The sequence below is a fragment of the Spongiibacter sp. genome (genome assembly GCF_041602295.1).
GTDB lineage: Bacteria > Pseudomonadota > Gammaproteobacteria > Pseudomonadales > Spongiibacteraceae > Spongiibacter.
Window position 1 is genome coordinate 18,870 of the sequence record NZ_JBFIGO010000010.1, and the last position, 25,361, is coordinate 44,230.

Sequence of the window (25,361 nt, forward strand, 5' to 3'; positions counted from 1 at the left end):
ATGGAGCAATGCCGATGAGCCAGGATTACGAAGAGCAGCGCCGCCAGGTGCTGCGCGATGCGCAATTAGATACGCAGGCGGTGCGCGCGGGTCAGCGCCGCAGTGCCGAAGGGGAACACAGCGAACCGATTTTTACGACATCGAGCTACGTTTTTGCCTCGGCGGAGGAAGCCGCCGCGCGCTTCTCTGGCGAGCAAGCCGGCAATGTTTATTCGCGTTACACCAATCCGACAGTGCGTACCTTTGAGGAGCGTATCGCGGCGATGGAGGGCGGGGAAGCCGCGGTGGCTACATCTTCAGGTATGGCGGCGATTCTAAGTACCTGTATGGCGCTGTTGCAATGTGGTGACCATATTGTTTGTTCGCGCAGCGTGTTTGGTACAACCACCGTTCTGCTGAACAAATATATGGCCAAGCTTGGTGTCAGTAGCAGCTTTGTCTCGCCACTTGACATAGACGCTTGGCGAGCGGCGATTCGGCCTGACACGAAACTGCTGTTTCTCGAGTCGCCCTCTAACCCCCTGGCGGAAATTGCCGATATTAAGGCACTGTCTGCCCTGGCCAAGGAAAGCGGCTGTTTGTTAGTCGTAGACAATTGTTTTTGTACGCCAGCCTTACAGAGACCGCTTGAATTGGGCGCCGATATTGTCGTGCATTCGGCCACGAAGTATTTGGATGGTCAGGGGCGTTGTGTCGGCGGAGCGGTAGTCGGTCGGCGCGAACAGATGGACGAGGTGCTGGGATTTATTCGCAGCGCTGGGCCAAGTATGAGCCCGTTTAATGCCTGGGTTTTTCTCAAGGGCTTGGAGACTCTGCGTTTGCGCATGTTCGCGCACAGTGACAATGCCCTAGCTCTGGCGACTTGGCTGGATACGCAGCCGGCGATAGAGCGGGTGTTTTACGCGGGGCTGCCCAGCCATCCGGGGCACGCCTTGGCTGCGAGTCAGCAGCAGGCCTTTGGCGGCGTGCTGTCCTTTACGGTACGTGGGGATCGCGATTCGGCGTGGCGGTTTATTGATGCAACACGCCTGGTGTCGATTACGGCGAATCTCGGAGATGCCAAAACCACTATTGTTCACCCGGCGACTACCACCCATGGGCGCTTGAGCCCAGAGCAGCGTGAGCAGGCGGGAATTAGTGATACGCTGATTCGTGTCGCAGTTGGACTGGAAGATATTCGCGATCTAAAAGCCGATATGCAAAGGGGGATTGATGCAGTCTGAACTGGAGCTGCTGCGCGCGGCCAGTGCAGAAATTGGCAAGATCGTGCTGGGCAAGGAGCGGCAGATTCAGCAGTCGTTGTGTTGCTTGCTCGCCGGCGGCCACCTGCTGATCGAAGATTTACCCGGAGTGGGTAAAACGACACTGTCGCAGGCGTTCGCAGCGGTAACCGGGCTCGGTTATCGGCGCGTGCAATTTACCAGCGATATGCTGCCCTCGGATATCCTCGGTGTCTCCATTTTTGATCGCAACAGCAACGCCTTTCACTTTCACCCCGGGCCTATTTTCACCCAGTTTCTGCTAGTGGACGAGATCAACCGTGCCAGCCCTAAAACACAGAGCGCACTGCTTGAAGCGATGGCTGAGGGCCGGGTGACTACTGAAGGTGAAACCCGGGACCTGCCGCGGCCATTTTTTGTGATGGCGACACAAAACCCCTGGTTCCAGTCGGGCACTTTTCCACTGCCGGAATCCCAGTTAGATCGATTTCTTATGCGTATTTCGCTGGGCTACCCTGACGAGCGTTCGGAGCGGCAATTACTGGAAGGGGGAGATCCAAGAGAACAGTTGGGGCAACTTCGGGCGCTGTTGAGTGAGGAGTTGATTCTGAGCTTGCGCGAGCGCGTAAAGAAGGTGGAAGTGCGTGCCAGCGTGCTGAGTTATATGCAGCGCCTTATCGCTTTTAGTCGCCAGGATGCGGAGATCGCCTTTGGTTTGTCTACACGCGCGGCACTTGCGCTGCTGCAGTGTGCCAAGGCCTGGGCCTTGCTTGAGGGGCGGGACTATCTCCTGCCGGACGATGTGCAAGCGGTGTTAGAGCCGGTTGCCGCGCACCGCTTGCAAGCGGCCGCTGATAGCAATGCCGATGGCGCTGAGCTGGTGACGAGAATGCTTTCCCAGGTTTCGGTGTTGATCTAGGGTGAGCGCTTTACGGGCCGCCGTGCGGAGGCGTTTCGAAGCTTGGCTGGATCAGCGCAACCCGCCGCGCAGTGAGATTACCCTGCGGCAGAATACGATATTTATCTTTCTCTCCACCGCCGGTGGCGCATTCTCGGTGATGCTACTGGGTCTATTGTTGTTGGCCATCAATTACCAAAATAACCTGGTGTTTGCCTTTTGCTTTGGTCTATTTGGTGTTTTCTTGGTAGCGATCCTGCACACCTATATCAATTTGTCCGGGCTGAGGCTGCGCGCGGGCGCCAGTGAACCGGTGTTTGCGGGCGATACCGCCCACTTTCATTTGCACATTGAATCGGGCCGGCGGCCGCGCTACCAGTTACAGCTGCGTTTCATGGGGCAGCACCGACAGCTCTGTGAATTGGAAAGTGCCGGGGAGGGGGCGGAATTGCGTTTGGCATGGCCGGCTAGCCAACGCGGTCGTTTGCAGCCTGGGCGCTTGCAATTGCGCTCGGACTACCCTTTGGGGATCCTGCGCTGCTGGGCGATGCCGGCATTGAATTGGCAGTGTTTGGTCTACCCGCAACCAAAGCTGCTGCGGCCGCTGCAAAGTGCTGGCGACGACGGCGAAGGTTACGCCTTGGATGTGCGTGCTGACAGTGAAGAATTCAGTGGCTTTGAGCGTTATCGGGTGGGCGAGTCGCCGCGCCGTATTTTCTGGAAGGCCTACGCCAAGGGGCAGGGTCTGTACAGCAAGCGCTATGAGCAAAGTCATGCCAAGGAGTTAATACTCGATTGGCAGAGTCTCGGGGATCTCGGGGTGGAGGACCGTCTGAGCACCTTGTGCGCCTGGGCTTTGGAATGTGACCGACGCGACTTGTCATTCTCGCTGCGGTTGCCGGCGGTCACTGTCGCCGCGGGTGTCGGGCCTGCGCACTTGGCGGCGGTATTGCGCGAACTGGCGTTGTTCCCGGGGGGGGCTTGTGGCGAGCGGGGGTGAGGGCTACGCCGTTAAGTGGCTGTTGCTGGCCCAGTTGGCGGTAATTGTCCCGCTGATGCCAATTATTCCTCTGTGGATGGTGGCGGTATGGGCGCTATTCGCCTGGTGGTATTGGCAGATTATCAGTGCGGCTTGGCCGTTCCCAAGTGCGGTGGTCAAGGTCGGATTGGTGACCGTGTCGGTACTGGGTATCTATCTGCAATATCGTCAGTGGCTGGCGCTGGAGCCGATGGTGGCGACACTGGTGCTGGCGGTGTTGCTGAAATTAATCGAGATGAAAACCCGCCGTGATCGCTGGCTAGTGCTATTGCTGTGTTATTTCGTGCTCGCCTGCCGTTTTTTGTTCGAACAGCAAATTTCCGCCCTGTTCGTGGCTACGCTACAAGTACTGATTTTACTGCTTGCCCAGCAGGCGATGTATCGCCAACGTCCGGCGGCGCTAGCCAGCTTGCGTTTGGCTGCGGTCATGCTGTTGCAGGCGCTGCCGTTGATGCTCTTCCTGTTTTTGGTTTTTCCGCGTATCGGGCCATTGTGGTCGATGCCGCTGCCGAGCGTAAAAGCCCAGACCGCTATGTCCGACAGCTTGCGGTTTGGCGATATCGCTGAACTGAGTCAGTCCGGGGCCCTGGCGTTTAGAGTGACGTTTGACGGCTTGCCGCCGGCGCCAGCGCAGCGCTATTGGCGGGGCTTGGTCTTGGAGCATTACCGCGATGGGCACTGGACCGTTGATCGGCTGCGGGGTTGGCGCAGGCCCACAGCCGGGCCCCTCAGCGGCCCCCAAATAGACTACACGGTGACTTTGGAATCGGGGGTACATAACTGGCTGTACACCTTGGCGGTGGGCAATGTGCGCCGCGACGACATTTATTATGCCGGTAGCTATCAATGGCTGCCATCGTCACCGCTCACCGGTCGCTTGCAATATCACGTGCGCAGTGCCCTTGATCAACCGCGCCTGGAGGCGGACGCCGAGTTGTTGCGCCGCAACTTGCGGCTCAGTGGCCAGGATAATCCCCGGGCGCGGGCGCTGGCGGCGCGGTGGCGCGAGCAGTATGCCGAGCCTGCCTTGCGGGTGTCTGCGGCGCTTAATTTTTTTGCAACAGGTGACTTTGGTTATACATTGAAGCCGCCGCTGTTGGGGCGTGACAATGTTGATGATTTTATTTTTGACAGCCTGCAAGGCTTCTGTGAACACTACGCCGGTAGCTTCGTATTTTTGATGCGTGCGGCGGGGGTGCCGGCGCGGATCGTGGTGGGTTATCAGGGCGGAGAGTTTAACGACAGCGAGAATTACCTGTTGGTGCATCAGAGTGACGCCCACGCCTGGGCCGAAGTGTGGTTAGACGGTGTGGGTTGGCAGCGTATCGATCCCACTCAGACTGTCGCGCCGGATCGCGTTGCCTTGGGGGCCGACTTGCTGTTGCGCGATCAGCTGGGTTTTTTGGCGGGCTCGCCGTTTTCGCTGCGTAATTTCAGTTGGGCGCGGGATCTTCGCCTTTATCTCGACAGCGTTAATTACGCCTGGGCAAAATGGGTGTTGAACTACGATAGTGAGTCGCAAACTGGCGTACTATCGTCGCTGCTCGGCGAAATTAATGTGAAGCGTATGTTGTTGGCGCTACTGATCTGTGTGGCGCTGCCACTGGCCGTCGTCGCGCTGTCGGTATTGGGTCCCAGTTTGTTGTCACGCCCTGAGCCCGCGCTGCGTTATTATCTGGCGGCCTGTCGTGCGCTGGCACGGCGCACCGGCCTGCGGCAACAGCAGGGCGAAACGGCGGCGGCGTTTTTGACAAGAGTGCAGTGTGAAGCTCCGCGCTGGGCAGCGTGGTTTGGCGAAATGTATGAGTGTTTCGAGCGCTGTTATTACCGTGCAGACAGCACGGCAGAGCAGCTGGCAAAGCTGCGCAAATTGCGTCGGCCGCGCAAGGCTGCCAAGTAAGAGGATGTAGGTATGTTGAAGGTTGTATTGGCGGTGGCGGTGATTGCGGCACTGGTGTATTTCAACGATGCGCTCAACCGCTTGATCAATGATTTTTCTGAGAGCCGGCGTATTGCTGCGCGCCGCGTTTTTGCCGTGCGCAAGTTGCTGAATTTCTCGATGGTGCTGCTATCGGTGTTGGCGGCTTGCTTTGTGCTCGGCCTGGGCTACCACCAGGTGTATATTTTTCTGAGTTCAGTACTGGCGGTAATCGGTATTGCCCTGTTTGCCCAGTGGTCGATACTCAGCCATTTGACTGCAGGGGTGATTATTTTTTTCGCGTTTCCCTATCGGGTGGGAGACCGTGTAAAAGTGGTTGATGCCGATGAAGACATTTCCGGTGAAATTGTCGAGATTGCCTCCTTTCATGTGCTGATTCGCCGCGAAGATGGCGGCACGATTACCTACCCTAATAGCGCGTTGTTACAGAAACCGGTGATCAAGTTACCCCCGGGCTGGGTGGCTCCCAAGAAGCCGGACGAGGCGGATACTCAGACTTCGTAGTAGCGCAAAAACATATCTACGCAAGAGCGGCTGTAGTCGCGCAAATTACTGCCGGACTCGGAGCAGGGCAGGGCCAATAAGGTACAGGTGTGAGCCTCGCCGTGAAGCATGGCAATCAGTTGGCTGCAGGCTTGGTCGATATCATCGATCTGCAAGATGCCCAGTTGCTGCTGTTTGCTGAGAAACTCGTGTAGCTGCAGGCGGATTTTCGCCGGCCCGGCCTCCCAAAAGAGCTTGCCCACGTTAGAGCGGCCCGCTTCGGTTGCGCAGGCTTTAAGAACTTGTACGGCTTCTGGACTGGCGATTAACTGGGCTAGGTGCTCGCAGAAGTATTCCAGGTTTTCCCGGCAGTTTCGCTGGTTGTTGTCCAGGCTGCCATCGAGCTGGTACTCCTCGCATTTGCTCTCAATGGCTGCGCTGAATAGTTGTTCTTTGTTGCCGAAATGGCTGTAAAGCGTCTGTTTGGAGACACCTGCGAGTTTGGCGATACCGTCCATGCTGACGTTTTCATAGCCTTGCTCCATGAACAAATCGCCGGCCGCACTGATAATCAGGCTGCGCTTTTCTTCACTTTTACTGCGTCCGCGATTTTTTTCTTGACCCACGTCCAACACCTTAGTCTACGCTGCAGTGATTACCGTAACCAAAATAGACTGGACAGTCTAGTCTGTTTTCAATATATTCTGGACTGTGTAGTCCACTTAGAGTCTTCGCCATGTTGTTCCCGCACTTTCCTTGCAAGCTACTGTCGCCGGTGTTGCCGCTGCTTTGCTTACTGCTAATGGCCGTCGCCGACTTGGTGCAGGCCAGCCCCCATCCGGTGAAAAGTGAAAGGGTGGAAAGGCAGGCGGGTTATGAGGTGCAGCGCTTGTTTGCCGGGCGTGTGGTGGGTAGCCAGCGGGCGGATATCGGCTTTGAGTTAACGGGTAAAGTTCGGCGTTTACAGGTCGTCAATGGGCAGTCAGTTGTGAAAGGTGAGCTGCTGGCGGAGTTGGACACCGAAGCTTTGGACATTGAACAGGGCGAATTGCGCGCCGCTAGTCGTGAGGTGCGTGCACGTTTTCAGCAACTGGCGCGTGATTATAAGCGCTACAACTCGCTGTCGGACAAGGGATATGTCTCAGAGGGTCAGATGGATGAGCTGAAAAGTCGCTTGCGAAGTACTCGCGCCCAGCTCAAGCAAGTTGAAGAAAAGCTGAAGGGCAATGAATTGCGCTTGCAAAAGTCGCGGTTACTGGCGCCGTTTTCCGGTGAAATCGCCGCGCTGACGATAGAAGAGGGCGTTGTTGTGGCCGCAGGTCAGGCAGTGCTGCAGCTGGTTGAAACGGGGAGTAGTGAAGCCGTATTTGGCGTGTCGGATCAGTTGGGACGCGACTTGGTGTTGGGCCAGGAACTGCTAATTCGCCGTGGTCAGCAACTATGGACAGTGAAGCTGCTGTCGGTATCGCGCAACCTTGATTGGCGTACGCAGACTCGCAGCATACGCGTGCAATTGCCCGCCGAAACGCCGTTGGTCGACGGTGAAACGGTGCACCTTATTTTGCCTGAAAACCGTCAACGCGAGGGTTTTTGGCTGCCGATGAGTGCCTTGTTGGGTGACGTGCGCGGCACCTGGGCGGTCTATCAGGTGAGTGTCGACGGCCAGGGTGAATACCATCTGCGCAAGCGCTCGGTGCAGCCGCTGTACCAGTATCAGGGCCAAGTCTACGTCGATGGAGCACTGCAAAACGGTGATCGTGTGGTGGTGGCGGGAACCCATCGTTTGGCGCCGGGACTTCGGGTAATGCTGAGCGATGACGAGGTGCTTGTCGATGCTGAATAACCCTCGCTACATCGCGCTGGGTATCGCTCTGATCCTAGTGGCGGGTTTGGCGGCAGTGGCGACCTTGCCGCGTCTAGAAGACCCTCGATTTGGCAATCGTCACGGTATCGTATTGTCCAGTATGCCCGGTGCAAGTGCCGAGCGAGTGGAAACACTGATTGTTAAACCGCTTGAAACAGAGCTGCGCAGTATTCCGGAGATCAGTCATATTGTCGCCACGGCGAAGTCCGGTGTGGCGGCAATCAGTATTGAGTTTGCCGACGAAGTAAAACCGGCCGACACCGATCGCTTGTGGTCAGAGGTGCGCGACAAGTTGGAGAAAGCGGGCAAGCGTTTGCCCGCCGACGCGTCGCCTCCGCAATTGGATCACGAGCGCAATTATGCTTTCACCTGGATAGGTAGTGTTCGCTGGCAGGGGGATGGTGAGCCCGATTTATTGCGTATGGGGCGTTACGCCGAGGAACTGGCTAGCGAACTGCGCAATCTGCACGGCACTGATATTGTCAAGTTATGGGGCGTGCCGGCTGAGGAAGTACAGGTTAAGGTCGATGTGATTAAGGCCGGTGCGGTGGGCCTGGATGTGCCGTCGGTGGCGGCGTTGTTGGCCAATAGCGACGCAAAAAGTGCGGCGGGTGAATTGGTCAGCGACCAACAGCGGTTGCCAGTGGAGCTATTTGGCGGCTTTGATCAGTTGGAGCGCATTCGTCGCACGCCGCTGTTGACCTTGGCGGAAGGCGGCTCGCTGCAACTGCAAGACCTTGCCGAAGTGTATCGCGGGGAGCCTGTAGTTCCCAAAGAGATTACGGTGATTGATGGCGAGCGCGCGATTGCCATTGCCGTGCGCATGTTGCCAAGCGTCCGCGGCGACCTTTGGGCCGCGGAGTTGCTCGGCGAAATCCAGCGCTTTGCGGTCAATCTGCCTGAGGAAATTGTGGTTGATGAGTTGTTTTCTCAGGAGCGCTATACCAGTGCCCGGCTCGCGGAGTTGGTGGGCAATATCGCTCTAGGCTTCTTGTTTATTTTTTCAATTTTGCTGTTTACCCTGGGTTGGCGTTCAGCGGTGATTGTCGCGCTGTCATTGCCATTGACCATGCTGTATGCGCTGGCCTGTATGCACTTTAGCGGCCTGCCGATTCACCAGATGTCGGTGACCGGTTTGATTGTCGCATTGGGGATTATGGTCGATAACGCCATCGTGGTCGTTGATATGGTGCGTCGCTACCGAGAGTCGGGATATTCGCCCATTGCGGCTTCGGTCAAGGCGTTTAAGCATCTGTGGGTGGCACTGCTGGGTTCGACACTGACGACGATGTTGACCTTTATGCCGATAGCGCTGATGCCGGGGTCGGCGGGAGAGTTTATTGGCCCGCTGGCAAACTCGGTGATCTATGCACTGCTGGGCAGTTGGCTGATCTCCCTGTTTATTATCGCCCCGATTGCCGGTCGCTGGCTGTCGGCCGAGCAAAAGTCGGGGATGTCCTCGCCGGCGCTCGCTTTGTGGTTTCGGCGTCTGCTTAGCCGCGCATTGATGGCGCCGCGTCGCGTGGCACTGCTGTGCTGCGTTTTGCCGATTTTTGGGTTTGTTTTGGCCAGCGGTTTGCCCGAGCAATTTTTCCCGCCATCGGACCGGGATATGATCGATATTGAGGTTTACCTGCCGGCTGGCACCGGCATTCGTGAAACTCAGCGCGCCACAGAGCGACTGACCGAGGTCATTAATTCTCACCCGGAGGTGCAGGCGCTACACTGGTTCATCGGTCGCAGTGCGCCATCGTTTTACTACAATCTGCTCGATAATCGCGATGGCATGCCGAACTACGCCCAAGCGATGACCACGGTCAGTGACCCGATGGTTGCTAACCGCTTGGTGGCGGTATTGCAGCGCGAACTCGATAGTGCATTCCCAGAGTACCAGCCGATTGTCCGTCGGCTGGGGCAGGGGCCGCCGACCATCGCCCCCGTTGAATTGCGGCTTTATGGCAGTGATATCGAGCAGTTGAAACGCCTGGGTGATGAAGTGCGGCGCACCGCCTTGGAATTAGACGACGTTGTGCATGTGCGTGACTCTTTGGGCGAGGTCGTGCCCAAGTTGTGGCTGGATGTGGAGGAAAGCGAGGCGCAGCGCAGTCAGGTAGGCCTGCGGGATGTCTCGAGCTTGCTGGCAGCTAGTGTTGACGGGTTGGTGACTAGCAGTTTACTCGATGGCAGTGAGCAGTTACCGGTGCGGGTATCCGGCGCCGGTGTCAAAGAGACCAGTGTTGACCGTTTCCTGTCGTTTCCCTTGATCTTACCTACTGGTGCGCGCCCTCTGTCGGCCATTTCCAGTGCCGAATTACGACCGGCTCAGGCGCAGATCACTCGCCGGGATGGCCAGCGCATGAATAAGGTTGAGGTGTATATTCGCGATGGCGTACTGCCGGCCACGGTACTCAATGCGCTGCGTGCTTCGCTGGAGGCAAACAACTTTGTGGTGCCGGCGGGCTATAAGCTGGACGTGGGGGGGGAAGCCGAGGGCCGCAATCGCGCGGTGGGCAAGTTGATGAGCAGTGTTGGCATTATTATGGTGCTGCTCATTGTCACTGTCGTGATGGCTTTTAATTCATTCCGCTTGTCAGCGCTGGTGTTTGCGGTAGCGTTTCAGTCAGCCGGCTTGGGTATGCTGAGTCTGTGGCTGTCTGGCTATCCCTTTGGCTTTACGGCAATCATTGGTTTGATGGGCTTGATGGGGCTGGCGGTAAACGCCGCCATTGTGATTCTTACCGAATTAAAAGCCTCGCCACTGGCGATGGCGGGCAACCGCGCGGAGATCGTGGAGACCGTGTCGGACTGCACGCGCCATATAGCCTCGACGACGTTCACCACGGTGGCAGGTTTGGTGCCACTGTTGGTGGCCGAGGGGACGTTTTGGCCACCGTTTGCCGTGGTATTGGCAGGGGGTACGGTGCTGACCACGATACTGTCACTGATATTTGTGCCGACCACGTTTTTGATTCTTCGCCGGCCTTATCTGATGAAGTATTTCCCCAGCCTTGCGGAAGAGGAGCGCCAGGCCGAGCGGCGCGATGTAGAGGTTGCGCCGCTGTAGTGCGCTATTCCTGCAGCCCGGGCTGTGGGAATAGCGGAAAACTGCAGGCGGTCAGGCTCCAGCAATGGCTTGGACATTGCTGGAGGGCTCGCTGCCGAGACTTTCCAGGACTTCAACCTTGCCCTTGCAGGCTTGCACGAGGCTGTCTTTGTTTTTCGCCAGTAGAATGCCAAATTCTTCGGCCTTGTTATCGTCGACGCCCGGAATTTCCCGTTGCAGCAAAGCGCTAAACTGCTCTGCCAGTTCCAGCATTTTGTCGTAGGCATCGGCGTCTTTTTTACTGTCAAACATCGTGTTGTCCCTGTCGCACATCCACTTGGCTACTACCGCCATGGTTCACCTCTAACGTTGTGATTTTTTGTAACTGTATATATGTACAGTTTTTATTGCAAGTGCCGCGTCTGATATGGGGGTGCCAGGGCGGTGCATTTGTTACACTGCGCGGCAATGGCTGGAACTGTACTCCGGCGTCCCCTGTCCCGCGGAGATTATGTGGTGAATTTGAGCAAAGAGATCCAGCAGTTGAACAATAAACTCGATGTGCTGCGCCGCAAGCGCCAGGCGGCGATAGTGCGCGACGATAAACTGATAGTGCTGCAATTTGACAAAGAAATCCTCACCTTGGAAAAGCGCCTTGCCAGTATCAAGGGGCAGCGTTCGCGGCAAAATGGCAGCAAGGCCGAAGCCCTCAAAGAGCTGGCCTTTCACCGTCCATTGACTAAGGCTGAACAGGCGGATATGGGCAAGCTGAAAAAGTCGGTGAGAGGTCTAGTTGTTGTCCACCCTCTTACGGCGCTGGGGCGGGAAATGGGGCTGAGCGAGGTGACGGGCTACGCGCCCAAGGCCTTTTAGATAAATGGCGTCGTGGCGCGCTTGAACAGCACTGGGCGTGTCAGGACAGTAGTGAGCTAGCAAATATTAGGGTAATCTCGCTGGAATTATAATAAAAAGAGTCGAGTTGCCATGCTCCGTCGAATCACTGCGGGCTTTGTTGTTGTCGTGCTAATGGCCAGTAGCCGGGGTTTTTCCCTGGAGCTGGGGCAATTGGCGCCGTCGTTTAGCCTCGCGCCATTGCAAGCCGAGTCACCTGCACAGCTAGACAGTCGCGCGTACCGCGGCCAGGTAATCTATGTGGATTTTTGGGCGTCCTGGTGCGGCCCCTGCCGTTTATCACTGCCGCAGTTAAACACCCTGTATAGGGATTTTAGCGAGAAGGGCTTTGCCGTCATTGCAGTGAATGTGGATGCCCATCGCAGTGAGGCACTGAAGTTCTTGCAGCGGCGCCCTGTTGATTACCCCGTTGTTTATGACGCCAAGCGCGAGCTGCCCGCGCTGTTTGGGGTTAAGGGTATGCCCACGGCATTTTTGTTGGATCGCCAGGGCCGTGTTCAACATATTCACGAGGGTTTTCGCCCCGGGGATGCGGAGCAGCTCAGGGCGATGATTACTCAGTTGTTAGCACAAGAGGGGGCGATATGATGCGTGTGTGTGGCGTGCTGGTACTGAGCGTTGCGCTGTGTGCGTGCTCGGCAGTTAGCCCGGTGCAGCCTTGGCAGCGCGACTATCTGGCGCGACCGGAGATGGCCTGGCAGCCGGATGTACAGTTGGCCAACCAGCGTGGGCATGTATATTTTAGCAAGGAAGCCAGTAGTGGTGGCGCCAGCGCGAGCGGCGGCGGCTGCGGTTGTAATTAACCGAGGGAACGTGATGAGTGATGACGCCAACACGGGGAAGGCGCTGCGCAGATTGACAGCTGCCGCATTAACGATTCCGGGGATGATCAGTGAGTTGGCGGCTTTAGCGCCGGCCAGCGAGGCCTCTCTGGATTACAAGTTTTCGGCTTATCGCGAGGCGGATATGGCTGCTGAGGATGTCGCGGGTGGCACGACCTCTCGTTATGACATTGACAGCCACTTACTTCGCTATGTGGCGCCCCTGGGAGAGCGCGTCGATCTCGCTGTTGATCTGAGTTATGAAACCATGAGCGGCGCCTCGCCGTGGTTTGTGATGCCGGGCAACAACGGCCCGATTCAGGTAATGAGTGGCGCCAGTATCAGGGAACAGCGCAAAGATGTGCAGGTGACGGTAAGTCGCTATTTCAGCAGTCGTACAGTGGCCTCGGTCGTCGGTGGTTATTCCGACGAAAACGACTACCGGGCCGCCAATGTCGGCCTGTCGGTTGATCACGATTTGCCCGGTCAACAGACTACGTTGAGCGGCGGGATAGCTTATAGCGATGATGCCCTGAGCCCAACGGATGGCAAGTCAATGGCTGATCGCATCGATAGCGCCGATAAAACTAGCGCCAATGTGTTTGGCAGTGTGACGCAACTTGTTAACGAGCATACTGCCCTGCAGCTGGGCCTCAGCTATGCACTGCACGATGGCTACCTGTCTGACCCCTATAAAAAATACTGGGTTGTCGATCAAAGTAACGCCTTGCCTGATGCGCGGCCGGATCGGCGTGAAGCGTTCACTGCGGAAGCAAAGCTGCGCTATTTTGCTGTGCCGGCCAATGCGGCCCTGCACCTGGATTATCGCTATTTCGATGACGACTGGCAGTTGGCGTCGCACACTATTGATGTGGCTTGGTACCAAAATTTGCCTGGCGGCTGGCAGTTAGTGCCCTCACTGCGCTATTACAGTCAGAGCCAAGCATTTTTTTACGCGCCGTATTTTTTTACCGGTCGCGACGACGGCTACGGTTCTTCGGATTACCGCTTGTCGCCCTACGGCGCTGTCAGTTATCGCCTGGCATTAAGTAAAAGTTGGCACGAGTTGACCCTGAGCCTGGATTGGGAGTCCTATCGCGCGAGTGCAAAGTATGCGCTAGAAGACGTGCAAGTTGAGAACCCGGCGCTGGTCGATTTCGATATGCTTACCCTGGGTATGCGCTGGCGCTGGCAGTGATCCAACTGCAATGAAATTATTCTACTTTTCATTTACTGCGATGGCTTCGCCATGTGAGTTACGACTGTATGCGAGCAGCCCGCGTCAGGCTGAGCGCGCGGCTAGGGCTGCCATAGCTGAGGTGCAGCGCATTGAACATAAATACTCACGCTATCGTGCCGATAGCATCGTCAGCGAAATTAACGCTGCCGCCGGCGGCCGGGTCGTGTCGGTCGACGACGAAACGGCGGGGCTGTTGAATTACGCCGATGCCGCTTACCGAGAGAGCGGCGGCTTGTTTGATATCAGTTCGGGGGTCTTGCGGCGAGCCTGGGATTTCCAGTCCGCAAACCTGCCCAGCGGCGCCTTGCTCGAAGCACTGCTGCCCCTGGTGGGGTGGCACAAGGTCAACTGGCAGGCGCCGAAGATCGCATTGCCGACGCCGGGCATGCAGCTGGATTTTGGCGGTTTTGGCAAGGAGTATGCGGCAGATTGTGCCGCGCGGGTCTGCAAGGCCGAGGGCATTGTCCATGGGCTGGTGGAGTTGGGTGGCGATATTCATGCGCTGGGTCCGCATCCGGATGGTCGAGCCTGGCAGGTGGGGGTTCGCGATCCACGTTGCCCGGAGCGCGCGACTGCCGCCTTGGCTTTGCAGCAGGGTGGTTTGGCCACTAGCGGTGATTACCAGCGCTATATGCTGGTTGACGGTCAACGCTATTGCCACATTCTGAATCCCAATACGGGCTGGCCACAGCCCGATAGCTTCGCTTCCGTGTCCGTGGTGGCGCCACTGTGTCTGTTGGCGGGCACAGGGGCGACGGTGGCCATGCTAAAAGGCGTCGCTGCGGGGCGGCAGTGGTTGCAGGACTTATCGCTGGCGCATTTGTGGGTGACTCAGGGCGGTGATCTCGGTGGCAGTCTTTGCCCTGAAGACCGTGTTATGGGGCTTGCTTCACCGACTGTTGAGTAATGACGCGCTCGAGATAGCCGATCATCGCATTGGCGCATTCTCGGCGATATTCAGGGGTAATGTTACCGTGTAAAAAGTAGGACAGCCGCAGGCAAGCGGTGCCCAGTTCTACTGTCAGGGCTTTGGCGTCGGGGTTTTCGCTGGGCAGCTTGATATTCACCGCGCTCATCAGCTTATCAACGTGCCGCCCCAGGTGAACAATGGTCAATTGCATTGCCTGATGGCTTTCATTACTGGCCACGCTGCCGAGAATCAGAATGCTGGCGATAGGGTGCTGATTGTAAAAATTGGCGACGACCGTCGACACTTCCTCAATCACCTGCTGCCAGCTCTTGCCTTCAATGTTTTGGCTGACCTGCTCGACTTGTAATTCGACTTCCTCCAGTGCGCGCCGTGTCAATTCATTGAGCAGGGCGTAGGGCGTCGGGAAAAAGTGGTAGATGCTGGTGCGGGTATAGCCCAGTGTACTGGCCAGCTCGGGAATGGAAAAATCGCTGAGTCCGCGCTGTAGCAGCAGTTGTTGGGCGGCGGACAATATTTTCTCGAAGCGTTCGCGACCACGGGCTTGCTGGGGAGGGCGGGCGATGGTGGTGCTTACAGAAGAATGATGCATGAGCGAAGCTTAGCACTTGACGCGGAAACCATACAAGAGTACAAATTGAAACAAAAGCGTACATAAGTATGTAAATGCGGGCAGTAACAGTCGGGAAACAATAACAATAGAGGCTCCCTGATATGATCAAGCTCCACATTCAGTTCTTGATACTGGCAATATTACTGCAAGCCTGTGGCGGTTCCTCTGACGGAACGCCACAGGGTAGTAGTGATGGCGGTGTTGACAGCAGTCAGCCGCAGACGGCAGAGCAATTTTTTGTCTCCTCGCTGCAGTCGAGTATGGATTTTTGTCGAACCTGCCATATTCAGGGCGGTGTTGCGGATACCGATGAGGGCCGGCGTTTGCAGTTAAGCGCCGACAGTGGCGACGACTACCTGCGGTTACAGCAGGCCTGGCAGGCCTTGGGCGGTGGCGTGGCCGATAGTGTACTGCTGCGTGAAGTGAGTGACAGCGGTGTGGGCCACAGTGGTGGCACGCCCTGGCCGCCGGCGTCTGCGGCCTATGGGGCAATGTTGCAATTGCTCGCTTGCTGGGATCGGCCTGACAACTGCGATTTCGATGCGGGGGTCACAGTTGAGCCGCCGTTGCCGTTACTTGGTAGCAGTCGCGCGCGTCATCGCTACGAGGTCGCCTGTGAGGGCAAACCGGATAGTGAGCCACTGCCGGTGGATCCGCGCGCTACGATTGTGCCCGGTCGCAACGAGGGACGGGCGGTCTATTTTAATGCCTGGTTTGAAGAGTGCCAGGCGGCGCTCGACGAGCCCGAACAAAATGCCAAGACCTGTGGTGAGTATCGTCAGCGCCGCGACCGCGGGTATTTCGCCTTGACCGAGGGTCTTGCTGAGGGCGGCCTGAGTCAGATGAGCGTGGCCGAGTTTAACAGTGCCTGGCAATCGTGGGGCCTGGACTCCCGGCCGGAAAATTTCGATGAGATGTTCACCCTGCGCTACGGCGTAAATGCGGTGGACTACCACAACCCCTACCCACTACCGGGCGAAGACCCCAATACCAGCAACGGCGGCTCGGGGCGATTGCCCGCCGGTTATCGGCTGTTGAAAAACAGTGATGGTAGCTGGAGCAATAGTATTGGCACAGTGGCCTGTTTTCAGTGTCATGGCGGACAGGTCGAATCGCCAGACGGCCTGCTGATCAAGCGCGAGAGTTTTGGTCTGGGCAATGCCAACATCGATTTTATTATGATGGGGGCCGACAATTCACCGCTGCGCGACTTGGGGATTCCGGTCAATACCGGGAATCTGAGTATGGAAGCCTTACTCAATCTCGGGGTTAAACAGCGCGGTCACAATAACGCGGTGGGCGCTTTTGAACTGCTGGCCATGTTGCTCGACAACGACACCCTGGGCTTGGCACCCAACCCCTTAAAGGCGACCTTAAGTCAGGGCCCAGACCTTGATCACCCTACCGCCCAGGCGCAGGATACCCCGCCCTGGTGGAATTACAGCCACCGTGCGCGCAAGTTTTTTGATGCCGGGCAGTCGGTCGACGCGACTCGCATTGTGATGGCGGCCGGCTCGCTCACCCCCGAGACCTTTGATGGCGTAACTTATCGGCATGTGGTGGAAGCTCACGACCAAGATGTGTCCGCCTATATATTGTCCACGGTGTCGCCGGCCTGGCCGGCTGGCATCGATCAGGCGCTTGCTGAGCAGGGCGCGGTGTTGTTTCACACCAAAGATCTTTGGGCGGAAGAGGGCAACAGTGCCGCGCCGCGCCCGGAGGGGGGTAACGGCAGCTGCGCCAGCTGTCACGGCGCCTATTCTCCGCGCTATGTTAACGACCCGGCATTTTTGGAGGACCCTGCTTTAGAGGGCATGGCTGCCCACATCTCGCCACTGGCCACCATCGGTACCGACAGCGCAAGGGCCGATAATTTGTCGCCCTACTTACGCGAGATCTTTGGCTCCAGTTACTGGGGTTCGCCAGAGGGCTCTGCGCTTTACGTGCCGCCGGAAGAGAAGGACCCTGTTACCGAGGCTGCAGACGATAATTTTCCTGCCGCTATGCGTCCCCAGGGTGCCTGCGGGTGGGAACAGGGCGTGATTGGCTACCAAGCGCCGCCGTTGTATGGGGTTTGGGCGACGGCCCCGTATCTACACAATGGCTCGGTGCCGACGGTAGAGGCGCTGCTAGATAGCAGTAAGCGCCCGGCTATTTGGCAGCGGCAGCTGCGCACGCTCGGTCCGGTCACCGGCTTCGACCAGGACTTTGCCAGCGCCTATGACCCGCAGGCGCTGGGCTGGAAGCACAGCGCTCTGCGCTGTGATGAGATGCCGGGCTCGGCGGAGTACAACTGCAACCCGATTGATGCCAGTGGCCCCAGCTTTATGCAGATGGTGGAGGGCTTTTTGAAAAGCAATTTCAACTGGTTGGCACCGGTCTCTATCGAGGACCCCACGCCGGAGGCGGTGGATAAGCGACTGATTTTCGACAGTCGCATGCTGGGCAACAGCAACGCCGGGCATGTGTTTAGCGATGTGCTGAGCGAGGCCGAGCGCCGAGCGATAATCGAATATCTCAAAACCCTTTGAGCCGCGGGGGGCGTCGGCAGTGCCGGCGCCCAGCAGCTAACGGTAGCGTAGTAATAATAAAAACGACATGGCAGCGACGAGCGAGTCGCTGAGGGGAGGCGTATGCGGTTTAGCAGTTTTGGTAGACTGAGCTTGACGGTGTTGCTGGGCTTGGCGCTGCCAGCACACAGCAGTCAGTTGGAGGAGGTGCTTGTCACCGCGCAAAAGCGCAGTCAAAGCGTGCAGGAGGTGCCTATTGCCATTACCGCAATGTCTTCGGAGGCGATGCGTGCGGCGGGGGTGTTTGATGCCTCTGACCTGACTGATATCAATCCCAGTGTCAGTTTTGATACTGGTCAGAGTTCGCAAAACTCCAGTTTAAAAATTCGCGGTATTGGCACGGTGGGTAATGGCCGCACCTTTGAGGGGGCGGTGGGGGTATTTATCGACGGCGTGTACCGCTCTCGCTCGGCCATGGCACTGCAGGATATGAATGATATTGGCCGGCTGGAGCTACTGCGTGGGCCCCAGGGGACATTGTTTGGGAAAAACACCGTGGCGGGTGCGCTGTCGCTAAACAGCAGTCGCCCCAGCGTGGAGGGATTCTCGGCTAGCGGCGAGCTGCTGGCCGGCAGTTTTAACAAGCAGTATGCGGCGCTGGCGATAAATTTTCCGCTGGGTGATCGCCATGCGCTACGGTTGTCCGTGGTCAGCAACGATCAAGACGGTTTTTTGCGCAGCCGTCAGCAGAATGGTCGTACTTACAATCAAACAGATCGCATAAGCAGCAAGTTGCAGTGGTTGTTTGAGCTTAACGAAGATTTGTCATCCTGGCTGATTGTCGACTACGCAAAATCCGATGCCGGTTGTTGCTGGGGCAGTGTGCAAGTGCTCAGTGGGCCTCTTACTGAGGACCTGACTTACTATGCCAATCTGCGCGGCCTTGATTTTTATACTGACCGCAATGCCGAAGATCAGCGCTTGACGAACAATAATGCGGATTCTGAAGAGCACCGCGAGGATGTCGGCCTCAGTTGGCAGCTGGACTGGCAGCTTGGCGATGTCGAGCTGAAGTCGGTCACCGGCCTGCGTCGCTTTCGCGATGAACAGCTGCGCGGTGATGCCGATTTTGGTCCAGCCCATATCCTGATGATCAATGAGCCCACGCAGATCGATTTCTGGTCACAGGAGTTTAATGCGGCGACGAACCTGGGGCCGGTCGATGTTGTTGTTGGCCTTTACTATTCGGAGGAAGACTACCGCAGTGTGCGGGATTTCATTGCTGACACCGATTCCAATAACTACGCCAGCTTCCGCACGACCCGAGCTATTCCTGAGGTGCTTGGCTTGCCGGCGGACACGGCGCCGGTGTGCCGGCCGCCGGGGATGACCGCCGGCTGCACCACGCTGCTGAGTATGATTGGTGTGCCGCTGGGGTTTCGGGGTTTTGACTTGTTTCCCGCTGAGGGTGAGAAAATTATCAGTGATGGCTACTACCAGCAGGCCAGCAGTGCCGCAGCGTTTATCCATACCCAAACGGAGTTTGAGGCCGGCTGGACGCTGGTGGCGGGGCTGCGCTACAGCATCGATCAAAAGGATGGCGGCTACGATCAGCTGTATTGGTACGACTCGGAGCTGGCGCGCGCCATTGTGGCGACGGGGGCGGCGGGGACGCCGCCCTCTGGTGATGCCAATACACCGCGCAATGCGCTGGATCTATTCGGTATTTACAACTCGCCAAGTTTCTATGAAGAGTACGAGGACAGCGTGCTAACCAGCACGGTATCGGGTCAATACCAAGTGGCTGAGGAGGTAATGACCTACCTGACGTTCAGTAAGGGCTATAAGTCGGGCGCGGTTAACCTGTTCCAGGAGGCAGATAATTTCAATAACAAGCGCTATGAACCCGAGCATGCTACCAGTTGGGAATTTGGGCTGAAGGCGCGCTATTGGGAGAATCGCGCGCAAACCAATATCGCGCTGTTTAATACGGTCTACGAAAATCTGCAAATCAACTTCTTTAACGGTTTTAATTTCTTTACCCGCAACACGGGTGAGGCGACATCGCGCGGGGTGGAGTTGGAGAATACCGTGCAGTTAAGTGATCGCTTGCGTACGGAATTAAGTGTGACTTGGCTAGAGGCCGAGTTTTCAGACCTCGGCGATGCCCCCGAGACGATTCGCCACCTCGATGGTCGTCAAACTCCGCGGGCGCCAGAACTCTCTGCCGTGGCGATAGTGAGTTACGAGCAACCGATCACCGCGTCGCTGGCGGGCTACGGGCGTATTTCAGCGTCCTACAGCGGTGAGCACTGGGCCAGCCCGGATACTGCCGATGAGCCGACCCAGGGGCCCTATACCCTGTTTGATGTAACCCTTGGCCTGCGTCATTTTGCTGAGCGGGAGCTGGATGTCAGCGTGTTTTGCAAGAACTGCACGGATGTCACCTATCGCACTATCTATTTTGCCATGCCGGTGCAAGAGGGCTCGTTCAATGCCTATTTGAATGAACCCCGTCAATTGGGGCTCAGCATTAAGGCGCAGTTTTGACTGCCGCGCCGCAATTTAAGGACAGTATTATGGATGCCCTCGATCCTCGAAATTTAACGCATGCACAAGCCTATGCGCGCCCCGCCGAGATACGCCGGCTGTTGGCCGAGCTTCGCCAATCCCAGCCGATTTGTTGGGTGGAGCCGGATGATATTCGGCCCTATTGGGCGGTGACCCGCTATCAGGATATTCGCTATATCGAGTCTACACCGGCGCTGTTTAGCGCCGAGCCGAGAGCAGTGGTGATTCTGGAGGCGCTGGAGAAGGCCAATCTCGAACGGTTTGGCGACATCATGGGGGTCAAAACCCTGGTGCATATGGATGGGCCGCAGCATATGGCACTGCGCAAGCTGACCCGCGACTGGTTTATGCCCGCCAATATCGCCAAGCTTCGCGGTCATGTCGAAGGCCTGGCCGAGGAGTTTATCGGACAGATGCGCGAGCGTGACGGTCGCTGTGATTTTGCCGGCGATATTGCCTTTTGGTACCCGCTGCGGGTGGTGATGCAGTTAATCGGTATTCCCCGGCAAGACGAGGCGGATATCTTGGCGTTGACTCAGCGGCTGTTTGCACCCGATGCCTATATTAGTGAGGACAAAGACAGCGCTACGGTATTTATGGAAACCGTACAGGCGATGTCGGAGTACTTTAGCGTGCTGGTGGACGAGCGCCGCCGCCAGCCGCGCGATGATATTGCCAGTGTGTTGGCCAATGCCCGTCTCGGCGGTGAATTGATCGACCCCTTTACCCTGACCTCATACCTGGTGCTGCTGGCCACGGCTGGCCACGACACTACCAGCGCCAGTCTGGCTGGGGGGTTGCTGGCACTGCTGCAGCACCCCGAGCAGCTGCGGCGACTACAGGGGGAACCCGCGCTGTGTGCTGGCGCCGCCGATGAAATGATTCGCTGGGTGTCGCCGGTTAAGCATTTTGCGCGCACCGTGCTGGCCGATACCGAGTTGGCCGGGGCGGCCTTGAAAAAGGGCGATACCGTGGTGATGTTTTTTGAGTCGGCCAATCGCGATGCGCAGGCGATCGCTCAGCCGGACGTCTTTGATGTGGGGCGCCCGCCCAGTAAGCACCTGGCCTTTGGTCACGGCCGCCACAATTGCCTGGGCATGCACTTGGCGAGGATGGAAATTACCTGCTTTATGCAACAGCTGTTGCCACAGTTGGCGTCGCTAGAACTGGCTGGCGAGCCGGGCTATATCCCCAGTCATTTTGTTAGTGGTTTGAGCAGTTTGCCGATTCGCTACCGCTTTAAGTAATGAATCGCAGGCATAAAAAAAGCCGCCCGAGGGCGGCTTTCTTCGTACTAGGCCAGAGGCTTAGGCAGACACTTCGGTAATTTCTACTGAAGCGATGCGCGCGCCTTCTTCGGCTCCTTTCTGGAAGGATTCGATCTGGTCGAAGTTCATGTAGCGGTAGATATCCGCAGACATGCTCTTCAGGCCTTGCACGTACTGCTGGTACTCTTCCGGCGTGGGCAGGCGGCCAACAATCGCGCCAACTGCAGCCAGTTCGGCGGATGTCAGGTAGACATTGGCGCCGGTGCCTAGGCGGTTGGGGAAGTTGCGCGTTGATGTCGACAGCACGGTGGCGCCGTCGGCAACACGTGCCTGGTTACCCATGCACAGTGAACAGCCAGGCATTTCCATGCGGGCACCAGCTGCGCCGAAGATGTTGTAGTAACCTTCTTCCATCAGCGTGTGCTGATCCATCTTGGTCGGCGGTGACAGCCACAGGCGGGTAGACAGGCTACCTTTGTGGGCATCGAGCAGTTTACCGGCGGCGCGGAAGTGACCGATATTGGTCATGCAGCTACCAATGAACACTTCATCGACTTTGTCACCAGCAACTTCAGACAGCAGTTTGGCGTCGTCGGGATCGTTCGGGCAGCAAACAACCGGCTCGGTCAGCTGGTCGAGGTCGATTTCGATAACTGCAGCGTATTCGGCATCTGCATCGCCTTCCAGCAGGCTGGGGTTGGCCAGCCACTCTTCCATTTTGCGAGCGCGACGCTCCAGGGTGCGCTTGTCACCGTAGCCTTCGCTGACCATCCAGCGCAGCAGAGTGATGTTGGAGCGCAGGTACTCGGAGATTTCGTCAATACCCTGTTTGATGGTACAGCCGGCAGCAGAGCGCTCGGCCGAGGCATCGGACAGTTCAAAGGCCTGCTCTACGGTCAGGCCTTCCAGGCCTTCGATCTCGAGAATGCGGCCAGAGAAGATGTTCTTCTTGCCTTTCTTCTCAACGGTCAGGTGGCCGTCTTTGATCGCCTGGTAAGGAATGGCGTGAACCAGGTCGCGCAGGGTGATACCCGGCTGCATTTCACCCTTAAAGCGCACCAGTACCGACTCGGGCATATCCAGAGGCATAACACCTGTGGCAGCAGCAAACGCCACCAAACCAGAACCGGCAGGGAAGGAGATACCCATTGGGAAGCGGGTGTGTGAGTCACCGCCGGTACCGACCGTGTCCGGCAGCAGCATGCGGTTCAACCAGCTGTGGATGATACCGTCGCCGGGGCGCAGGGAAACACCGCCGCGGGTCATGATGAAGTCCGGCAGGCTGTGCTGGGTATCGATATCAACGGGCTTGGGGTAGGCCGCTGTGTGGCAGAAAGACTGCATGGTCAGGTCGGCAGAGAAGCCCAGGCAGGCCAGGTCTTTCAGCTCGTCGCGGGTCATCGGGCCAGTGGTGTCCTGAGAACCCACAGTGGTCATTTTCGGCTCGCAGTAGGTGCCGGGACGTACGCCCTGACCTTCGGGCAGGCCACAGGCGCGGCCAACCATTTTCTGTGCGAGAGTAAAGCCTTTGCCAGTGTCGGCGGGCTGCGAGGGCACGCGGAACAGGGTGGAGGGCTCCAGACCCAGTGATTCGCGGGCTTTGGTAGTCAGACCGCGACCAATGATCAGGTTGATACGGCCGCCAGCGCGAACTTCGTCGAGCAGCACTTCAGACTTCAGTTCGAAGGTGCTCAGCGTTTCGCCAGTCTCGACGTTTTTGATTACGCCGTCGTAGGGGCGAATTTCAATCACGTCACCCATGTTCAGCTGTTCAACGTCGGCTTCAAATACCAGTGCGCCGGCATCTTCCATGGTGTTGTAGAAGATCGGGGCAACTTTACCGCCGATACACACACCGCCGCCGCGCTTGTTGGGGACGCCAGGAATGTCGTCGCCGAAGAACCACAGCACAGAGTTAGTGGCAGATTTACGCGAGGAGCCGGTACCGACTACATCGCCGACCATGGCGATGGGGTGGCCTTTCTTCTCCAGCTCAGCAATTTGCGCCAGGGGACCAATTTTGCCTTGCTCGTCGGGCTTGATGCCGTCGCGTTCCATTTTGTACATCGCCAGCGCGTGCAGCGGGATGTCTGGGCGCGACCAGGCGTCGGGCGCCGGTGACAGGTCGTCGGTGTTGGTTTCACCGGTGACTTTAAATACGGTTTTTACAATGCTTTCGGGGACTTCGGCGCGGTTGGTGAACCACTCGCCGTCCGCCCAGCTTTGCATAACGCCTTTAGCCAGGTCGTTGCCGGCTTTGGCTTTTTCTTCCACATCGTGGAAGGCATCGAACATCAGCAGAGTGTGCTTGAGCTCTTCGGCGGCCAGAGGAGCCAGGGCCGCGTCGTCCAGCAGTTCCACCAGGGTGGAGATATTGTAGCCGCCGTGCATATTGCCCAGCAGTTTAACGGCTTGTTCTTTACTGATCAGAGGGCTGTTCGCTTCGCCTTTAACAATGGCAGACAGAAAGCCAGCTTTGACGTAAGCGGCTTCGTCAACACCCGGCGGCACGCGGTTTGAGATCAGCTCAACCAGTGTTTCTTCTTCGCCGGCAGGCGGATTTTTGAGCAGCTCAACCAGGCCTGCTACTTGCTCGGCGTTCAGGGGCTTGGGGACGATGCCCTGGGCCGCGCGCTCCTCGACATGCTTACGATATGCTTCTAGCACTGTTAACTCCTCTTATCAGTTTCGGTACCCCTAGTCCGGGATCGCCGGAGGCGGGGGCTATCGATGCCCGTCATCGATGCGAAATAGGGTGGGCAAGTATACTGAAAATCCCTACCCAGGTTAAGGTTTGTTCATCTTGTTACTGCTCTTGCGTCGGGTCGGGTGCTCGCTTACTCTTTCGCCTTGGCTGAAAAACCTGTCTGGAGTTGTTTTGTCTGATCTGCTGCGCCGTGTGGCCACACCCTGTATTGGTGTCTGCTCGACTGGCATCGGCGATGATGTCTGCCGTGGCTGCAAGCGTTTTTGTCACGAGGTGATTAACTGGAACAGTTATAGCCAGGAGCAAAAGCGTATTATTGATGCGCGCTTGGACAGTTTTCTTGTGCAAGTTATGCAGGACAAAGTGCATATTGTGAATGCGGATTTGTTGGCTTGGCAGCTGCAAGTACAGCGTGTGCGCTATCCGCTGCATAAAGATCCGTATATTTGGCTGTTTCAGTTGCTGCGCGCCGGTGCCGGGCAGATCCATCAGCCCCGTGAGTACGGCTTTACGGTGGATGTGAATTGGCAGGACCGGTCGCTGTTGGCGCTGCGCGAAGCCATTGATCGCGAGTTTTTTCTGCTTTCTGAAGCACACTATGAGCGCTATATCGGCCGCTATGTGCAAAAAGAGGGCTGAGCCAGCGCTCGGCGGCTGATATAATCGCGGCTTTTGTGCAAGGCAGTGGCGATGGCCGTCGATATCTCCGAAATTCTTGAATTTCTTCCCTGTGAAACCCCCGATGCCTGGGTGGTGGCGGCCTTGCAGCACCCTGAAGAGCTGCTGATTGATCATGCCAATTGCGAAAAAAAGGCCGCCGGTACCGCGCTGAACCTGATGTTCCGCTACGTCGATAAAATTGACCTGCTCAACAAAATGTCGCGTTTGGCGCGGGAAGAGCTGCGCCATTTCGAGCAGGTGTTGGCGATTATGAAAAAGCGGGGGGTGGCCTACCGGCATATCTCTTCGGCCCGCTATGCCAACGGCCTGCGCGAGCTGTGCCGCGCCAGTGATCCGGGAAAGTTGGTCGATATTCTGATTTGCGGTGCGCTGATTGAGGCGCGCAGCTGTGAACGCTTTGCCAAGATTGCCCCGCACTTGGATACGGAGTTAGGTGACTTCTACCGCTCGCTATTAAAGTCTGAATCGCGTCATTTTAAAGACTATTTGAGCCTGGCCAGAGCCTATGCCGATGGGGCGATCGACGAGCGCATCGCCGAATTTCGCCAGCGCGAGGGCGAGCTGATTGTCGCGCCCGACACTCTGTTTCGCTTTCACAGCGGGCCACTGCAGGCGGCCTGATAG

21 protein-coding genes are annotated in these 25,361 nt (G+C 57.3%); 17 read left to right on the forward strand and 4 right to left on the reverse strand.

The window, feature by feature from the left end; translation table 11 throughout:
• The first annotated feature begins 14 nt into the window (after positions 1–14).
• The 5 genes from ABYM29_RS03560 to ABYM29_RS03580 are packed head-to-tail and all read left to right on the forward strand — an operon-like array spanning position 15 to position 5,600.
• Entirely contained in the window at positions 15–1,223 is a 1,209-nt protein-coding gene (locus tag ABYM29_RS03560; RefSeq protein WP_372862195.1) for an O-succinylhomoserine sulfhydrylase, read from the forward strand.
• On the forward strand, positions 1,213–2,139 hold the full coding sequence (locus ABYM29_RS03565) for an AAA family ATPase (RefSeq protein WP_372862198.1): 927 nt from the start codon (positions 1,213–1,215) through the stop codon (positions 2,137–2,139). Before ABYM29_RS03560 ends, ABYM29_RS03565 begins: the two co-directional genes overlap by 11 nt.
• A 1-nt stretch (position 2,140) precedes the next feature.
• Positions 2,141–3,118, forward strand: coding sequence for a DUF58 domain-containing protein (locus tag ABYM29_RS03570; RefSeq protein ID WP_372862201.1), 978 nt, complete (start codon positions 2,141–2,143; stop codon positions 3,116–3,118).
• Positions 3,102–5,057, forward strand: a complete 1,956-nt coding sequence (locus ABYM29_RS03575) for a DUF3488 and DUF4129 domain-containing transglutaminase family protein (RefSeq protein WP_372862203.1) — start codon at positions 3,102–3,104, stop codon at positions 5,055–5,057. The genes ABYM29_RS03570 and ABYM29_RS03575 overlap by 17 nt, the downstream gene beginning before the upstream one ends.
• A gap of 12 nt (positions 5,058–5,069) precedes the next feature.
• Entirely contained in the window at positions 5,070–5,600 is a 531-nt protein-coding gene (locus ABYM29_RS03580; protein WP_372862206.1) for a mechanosensitive ion channel domain-containing protein, read from the forward strand.
• On the opposite strand, the gene ABYM29_RS03585 is transcribed toward ABYM29_RS03580, so the two are convergent.
• A complete protein-coding gene (locus tag ABYM29_RS03585) occupies positions 5,588–6,205 on the reverse strand; it encodes a TetR/AcrR family transcriptional regulator (protein ID WP_372862209.1) in 618 nt (205 codons plus the stop codon). The two genes, ABYM29_RS03580 and ABYM29_RS03585, sit on opposite strands and share 13 nt — an antisense overlap.
• A 110-nt stretch (positions 6,206–6,315) precedes the next feature.
• On the opposite strand from ABYM29_RS03585, the gene ABYM29_RS03590 reads away from it, so the two are divergent.
• Positions 6,316–7,422, forward strand: a complete 1,107-nt coding sequence (locus ABYM29_RS03590) for an efflux RND transporter periplasmic adaptor subunit (RefSeq protein WP_372862211.1) — start codon at positions 6,316–6,318, stop codon at positions 7,420–7,422.
• Positions 7,412–10,507: an efflux RND transporter permease subunit gene (locus ABYM29_RS03595; RefSeq protein ID WP_372862214.1), complete on the forward strand. Its 3,096-nt coding sequence runs from the start codon at positions 7,412–7,414 to the stop codon at positions 10,505–10,507. The genes ABYM29_RS03590 and ABYM29_RS03595 overlap by 11 nt, the downstream gene beginning before the upstream one ends.
• Before the next feature lie 51 nt (positions 10,508–10,558).
• Here the strand turns inward: ABYM29_RS03595 and ABYM29_RS03600 are convergent, their stop codons facing one another.
• Positions 10,559–10,840: a YebG family protein gene (locus ABYM29_RS03600; protein ID WP_372862216.1), complete on the reverse strand. Its 282-nt coding sequence runs from the start codon at positions 10,838–10,840 to the stop codon at positions 10,559–10,561.
• A 162-nt stretch (positions 10,841–11,002) separates the two neighbouring features.
• Between ABYM29_RS03600 and ABYM29_RS03605 the strand changes: the two genes are divergently transcribed.
• The 5 genes from ABYM29_RS03605 (at position 11,003) to ABYM29_RS03625 (ending at position 14,366) form a co-directional block, all read left to right on the forward strand.
• Positions 11,003–11,359 (forward strand): YibL family ribosome-associated protein, encoded by a 357-nt coding sequence (locus tag ABYM29_RS03605; protein ID WP_372862219.1) that lies wholly within the window; start codon positions 11,003–11,005, stop codon positions 11,357–11,359.
• Between the two features lie 111 nt (positions 11,360–11,470).
• Positions 11,471–11,986, forward strand: a complete 516-nt coding sequence (locus tag ABYM29_RS03610) for a TlpA family protein disulfide reductase (protein ID WP_372862221.1) — start codon at positions 11,471–11,473, stop codon at positions 11,984–11,986.
• Positions 11,983–12,201 carry a DUF4266 domain-containing protein gene (locus tag ABYM29_RS03615; RefSeq protein WP_372862224.1) on the forward strand — a complete coding sequence of 73 codons (219 nt, stop codon included), beginning with the start codon at positions 11,983–11,985 and terminating at the stop codon, positions 12,199–12,201. Before ABYM29_RS03610 ends, ABYM29_RS03615 begins: the two co-directional genes overlap by 4 nt.
• Positions 12,202–12,214: 13 nt before the next feature.
• Entirely contained in the window at positions 12,215–13,417 is a 1,203-nt protein-coding gene (locus tag ABYM29_RS03620) for a DUF3570 domain-containing protein (protein WP_372862226.1), read from the forward strand.
• A gap of 10 nt (positions 13,418–13,427) precedes the next feature.
• On the forward strand, positions 13,428–14,366 hold the full coding sequence (locus ABYM29_RS03625) for an FAD:protein FMN transferase (RefSeq protein ID WP_372862229.1): 939 nt from the start codon (positions 13,428–13,430) through the stop codon (positions 14,364–14,366).
• Here the strand turns inward: ABYM29_RS03625 and ABYM29_RS03630 are convergent.
• A complete protein-coding gene (locus ABYM29_RS03630) occupies positions 14,335–14,979 on the reverse strand; it encodes a TetR/AcrR family transcriptional regulator (protein ID WP_372862231.1) in 645 nt (214 codons plus the stop codon). The genes ABYM29_RS03625 and ABYM29_RS03630 overlap by 32 nt on opposite strands.
• A gap of 122 nt (positions 14,980–15,101) precedes the next feature.
• Here ABYM29_RS03630 and ABYM29_RS03635 point away from each other — a divergent pair, with 122 nt between their 5' ends.
• The 3 genes from ABYM29_RS03635 to ABYM29_RS03645 all read left to right on the forward strand — a co-directional run bounded on the left by ABYM29_RS03635 (position 15,102) and on the right by ABYM29_RS03645 (position 21,328).
• Positions 15,102–17,531: a hypothetical protein gene (locus tag ABYM29_RS03635; RefSeq protein ID WP_372862233.1), complete on the forward strand. Its 2,430-nt coding sequence runs from the start codon at positions 15,102–15,104 to the stop codon at positions 17,529–17,531.
• Positions 17,532–17,633: 102 nt separating this feature from the next.
• Positions 17,634–20,060: a TonB-dependent receptor gene (locus tag ABYM29_RS03640; RefSeq protein ID WP_372862235.1), complete on the forward strand. Its 2,427-nt coding sequence runs from the start codon at positions 17,634–17,636 to the stop codon at positions 20,058–20,060.
• A gap of 29 nt (positions 20,061–20,089) precedes the next feature.
• Positions 20,090–21,328, forward strand: coding sequence for a cytochrome P450 (locus tag ABYM29_RS03645; RefSeq protein ID WP_372862238.1), 1,239 nt, complete (start codon positions 20,090–20,092; stop codon positions 21,326–21,328).
• 60 nt (positions 21,329–21,388) lie between these two features.
• Here ABYM29_RS03645 and acnB read toward each other — a convergent pair whose 3' ends face one another.
• A complete protein-coding gene (gene acnB / locus ABYM29_RS03650) occupies positions 21,389–24,016 on the reverse strand; it encodes a bifunctional aconitate hydratase 2/2-methylisocitrate dehydratase (RefSeq protein ID WP_372862240.1) in 2,628 nt (875 codons plus the stop codon).
• Positions 24,017–24,227: 211 nt separating this feature from the next.
• Here acnB and ABYM29_RS03655 point away from each other — a divergent pair, with 211 nt between their 5' ends.
• Positions 24,228–24,695, forward strand: coding sequence for a DUF1289 domain-containing protein (locus ABYM29_RS03655; RefSeq protein WP_372862242.1), 468 nt, complete (start codon positions 24,228–24,230; stop codon positions 24,693–24,695).
• Between the two features lie 51 nt (positions 24,696–24,746).
• Entirely contained in the window at positions 24,747–25,358 is a 612-nt protein-coding gene (locus ABYM29_RS03660) for a tRNA-(ms[2]io[6]A)-hydroxylase (RefSeq protein WP_372862245.1), read from the forward strand.
• The last annotated feature ends 3 nt before the right edge of the window (positions 25,359–25,361 follow it).

Bases quoted from the DNA above. Each gene is read 5' to 3' on its own strand.
- ABYM29_RS03590 (WP_372862211.1), top strand. From the start codon at position 6,316: ATGTTGTTCCCGCACTTTCCTTGCAAGCTACTGTCGCCGGTGTTGCCG.
- ABYM29_RS03580 (WP_372862206.1), top strand. From the start codon at position 5,070: ATGTTGAAGGTTGTATTGGCGGTGGCGGTGATTGCGGCACTGGTGTAT.
- ABYM29_RS03620 (WP_372862226.1), top strand. From the start codon at position 12,215: ATGAGTGATGACGCCAACACGGGGAAGGCGCTGCGCAGATTGACAGCT.
- ABYM29_RS03595 (WP_372862214.1), top strand. From the start codon at position 7,412: ATGCTGAATAACCCTCGCTACATCGCGCTGGGTATCGCTCTGATCCTA.
- ABYM29_RS03560 (WP_372862195.1), top strand. From the start codon at position 15: ATGAGCCAGGATTACGAAGAGCAGCGCCGCCAGGTGCTGCGCGATGCG.
- ABYM29_RS03645 (WP_372862238.1), top strand. From the start codon at position 20,090: ATGGATGCCCTCGATCCTCGAAATTTAACGCATGCACAAGCCTATGCG.
- ABYM29_RS03630 (WP_372862231.1), bottom strand. From the start codon at position 14,979: ATGCATCATTCTTCTGTAAGCACCACCATCGCCCGCCCTCCCCAGCAA.
- ABYM29_RS03640 (WP_372862235.1), top strand. From the start codon at position 17,634: ATGCGGTTTAGCAGTTTTGGTAGACTGAGCTTGACGGTGTTGCTGGGC.
- ABYM29_RS03625 (WP_372862229.1), top strand. From the start codon at position 13,428: ATGAAATTATTCTACTTTTCATTTACTGCGATGGCTTCGCCATGTGAG.
- ABYM29_RS03600 (WP_372862216.1), bottom strand. From the start codon at position 10,840: ATGGCGGTAGTAGCCAAGTGGATGTGCGACAGGGACAACACGATGTTT.
- ABYM29_RS03660 (WP_372862245.1), top strand. From the start codon at position 24,747: ATGGCCGTCGATATCTCCGAAATTCTTGAATTTCTTCCCTGTGAAACC.
- ABYM29_RS03610 (WP_372862221.1), top strand. From the start codon at position 11,471: ATGCTCCGTCGAATCACTGCGGGCTTTGTTGTTGTCGTGCTAATGGCC.
- ABYM29_RS03615 (WP_372862224.1), top strand. From the start codon at position 11,983: ATGATGCGTGTGTGTGGCGTGCTGGTACTGAGCGTTGCGCTGTGTGCG.
- ABYM29_RS03635 (WP_372862233.1), top strand. From the start codon at position 15,102: ATGATCAAGCTCCACATTCAGTTCTTGATACTGGCAATATTACTGCAA.
- ABYM29_RS03565 (WP_372862198.1), top strand. From the start codon at position 1,213: ATGCAGTCTGAACTGGAGCTGCTGCGCGCGGCCAGTGCAGAAATTGGC.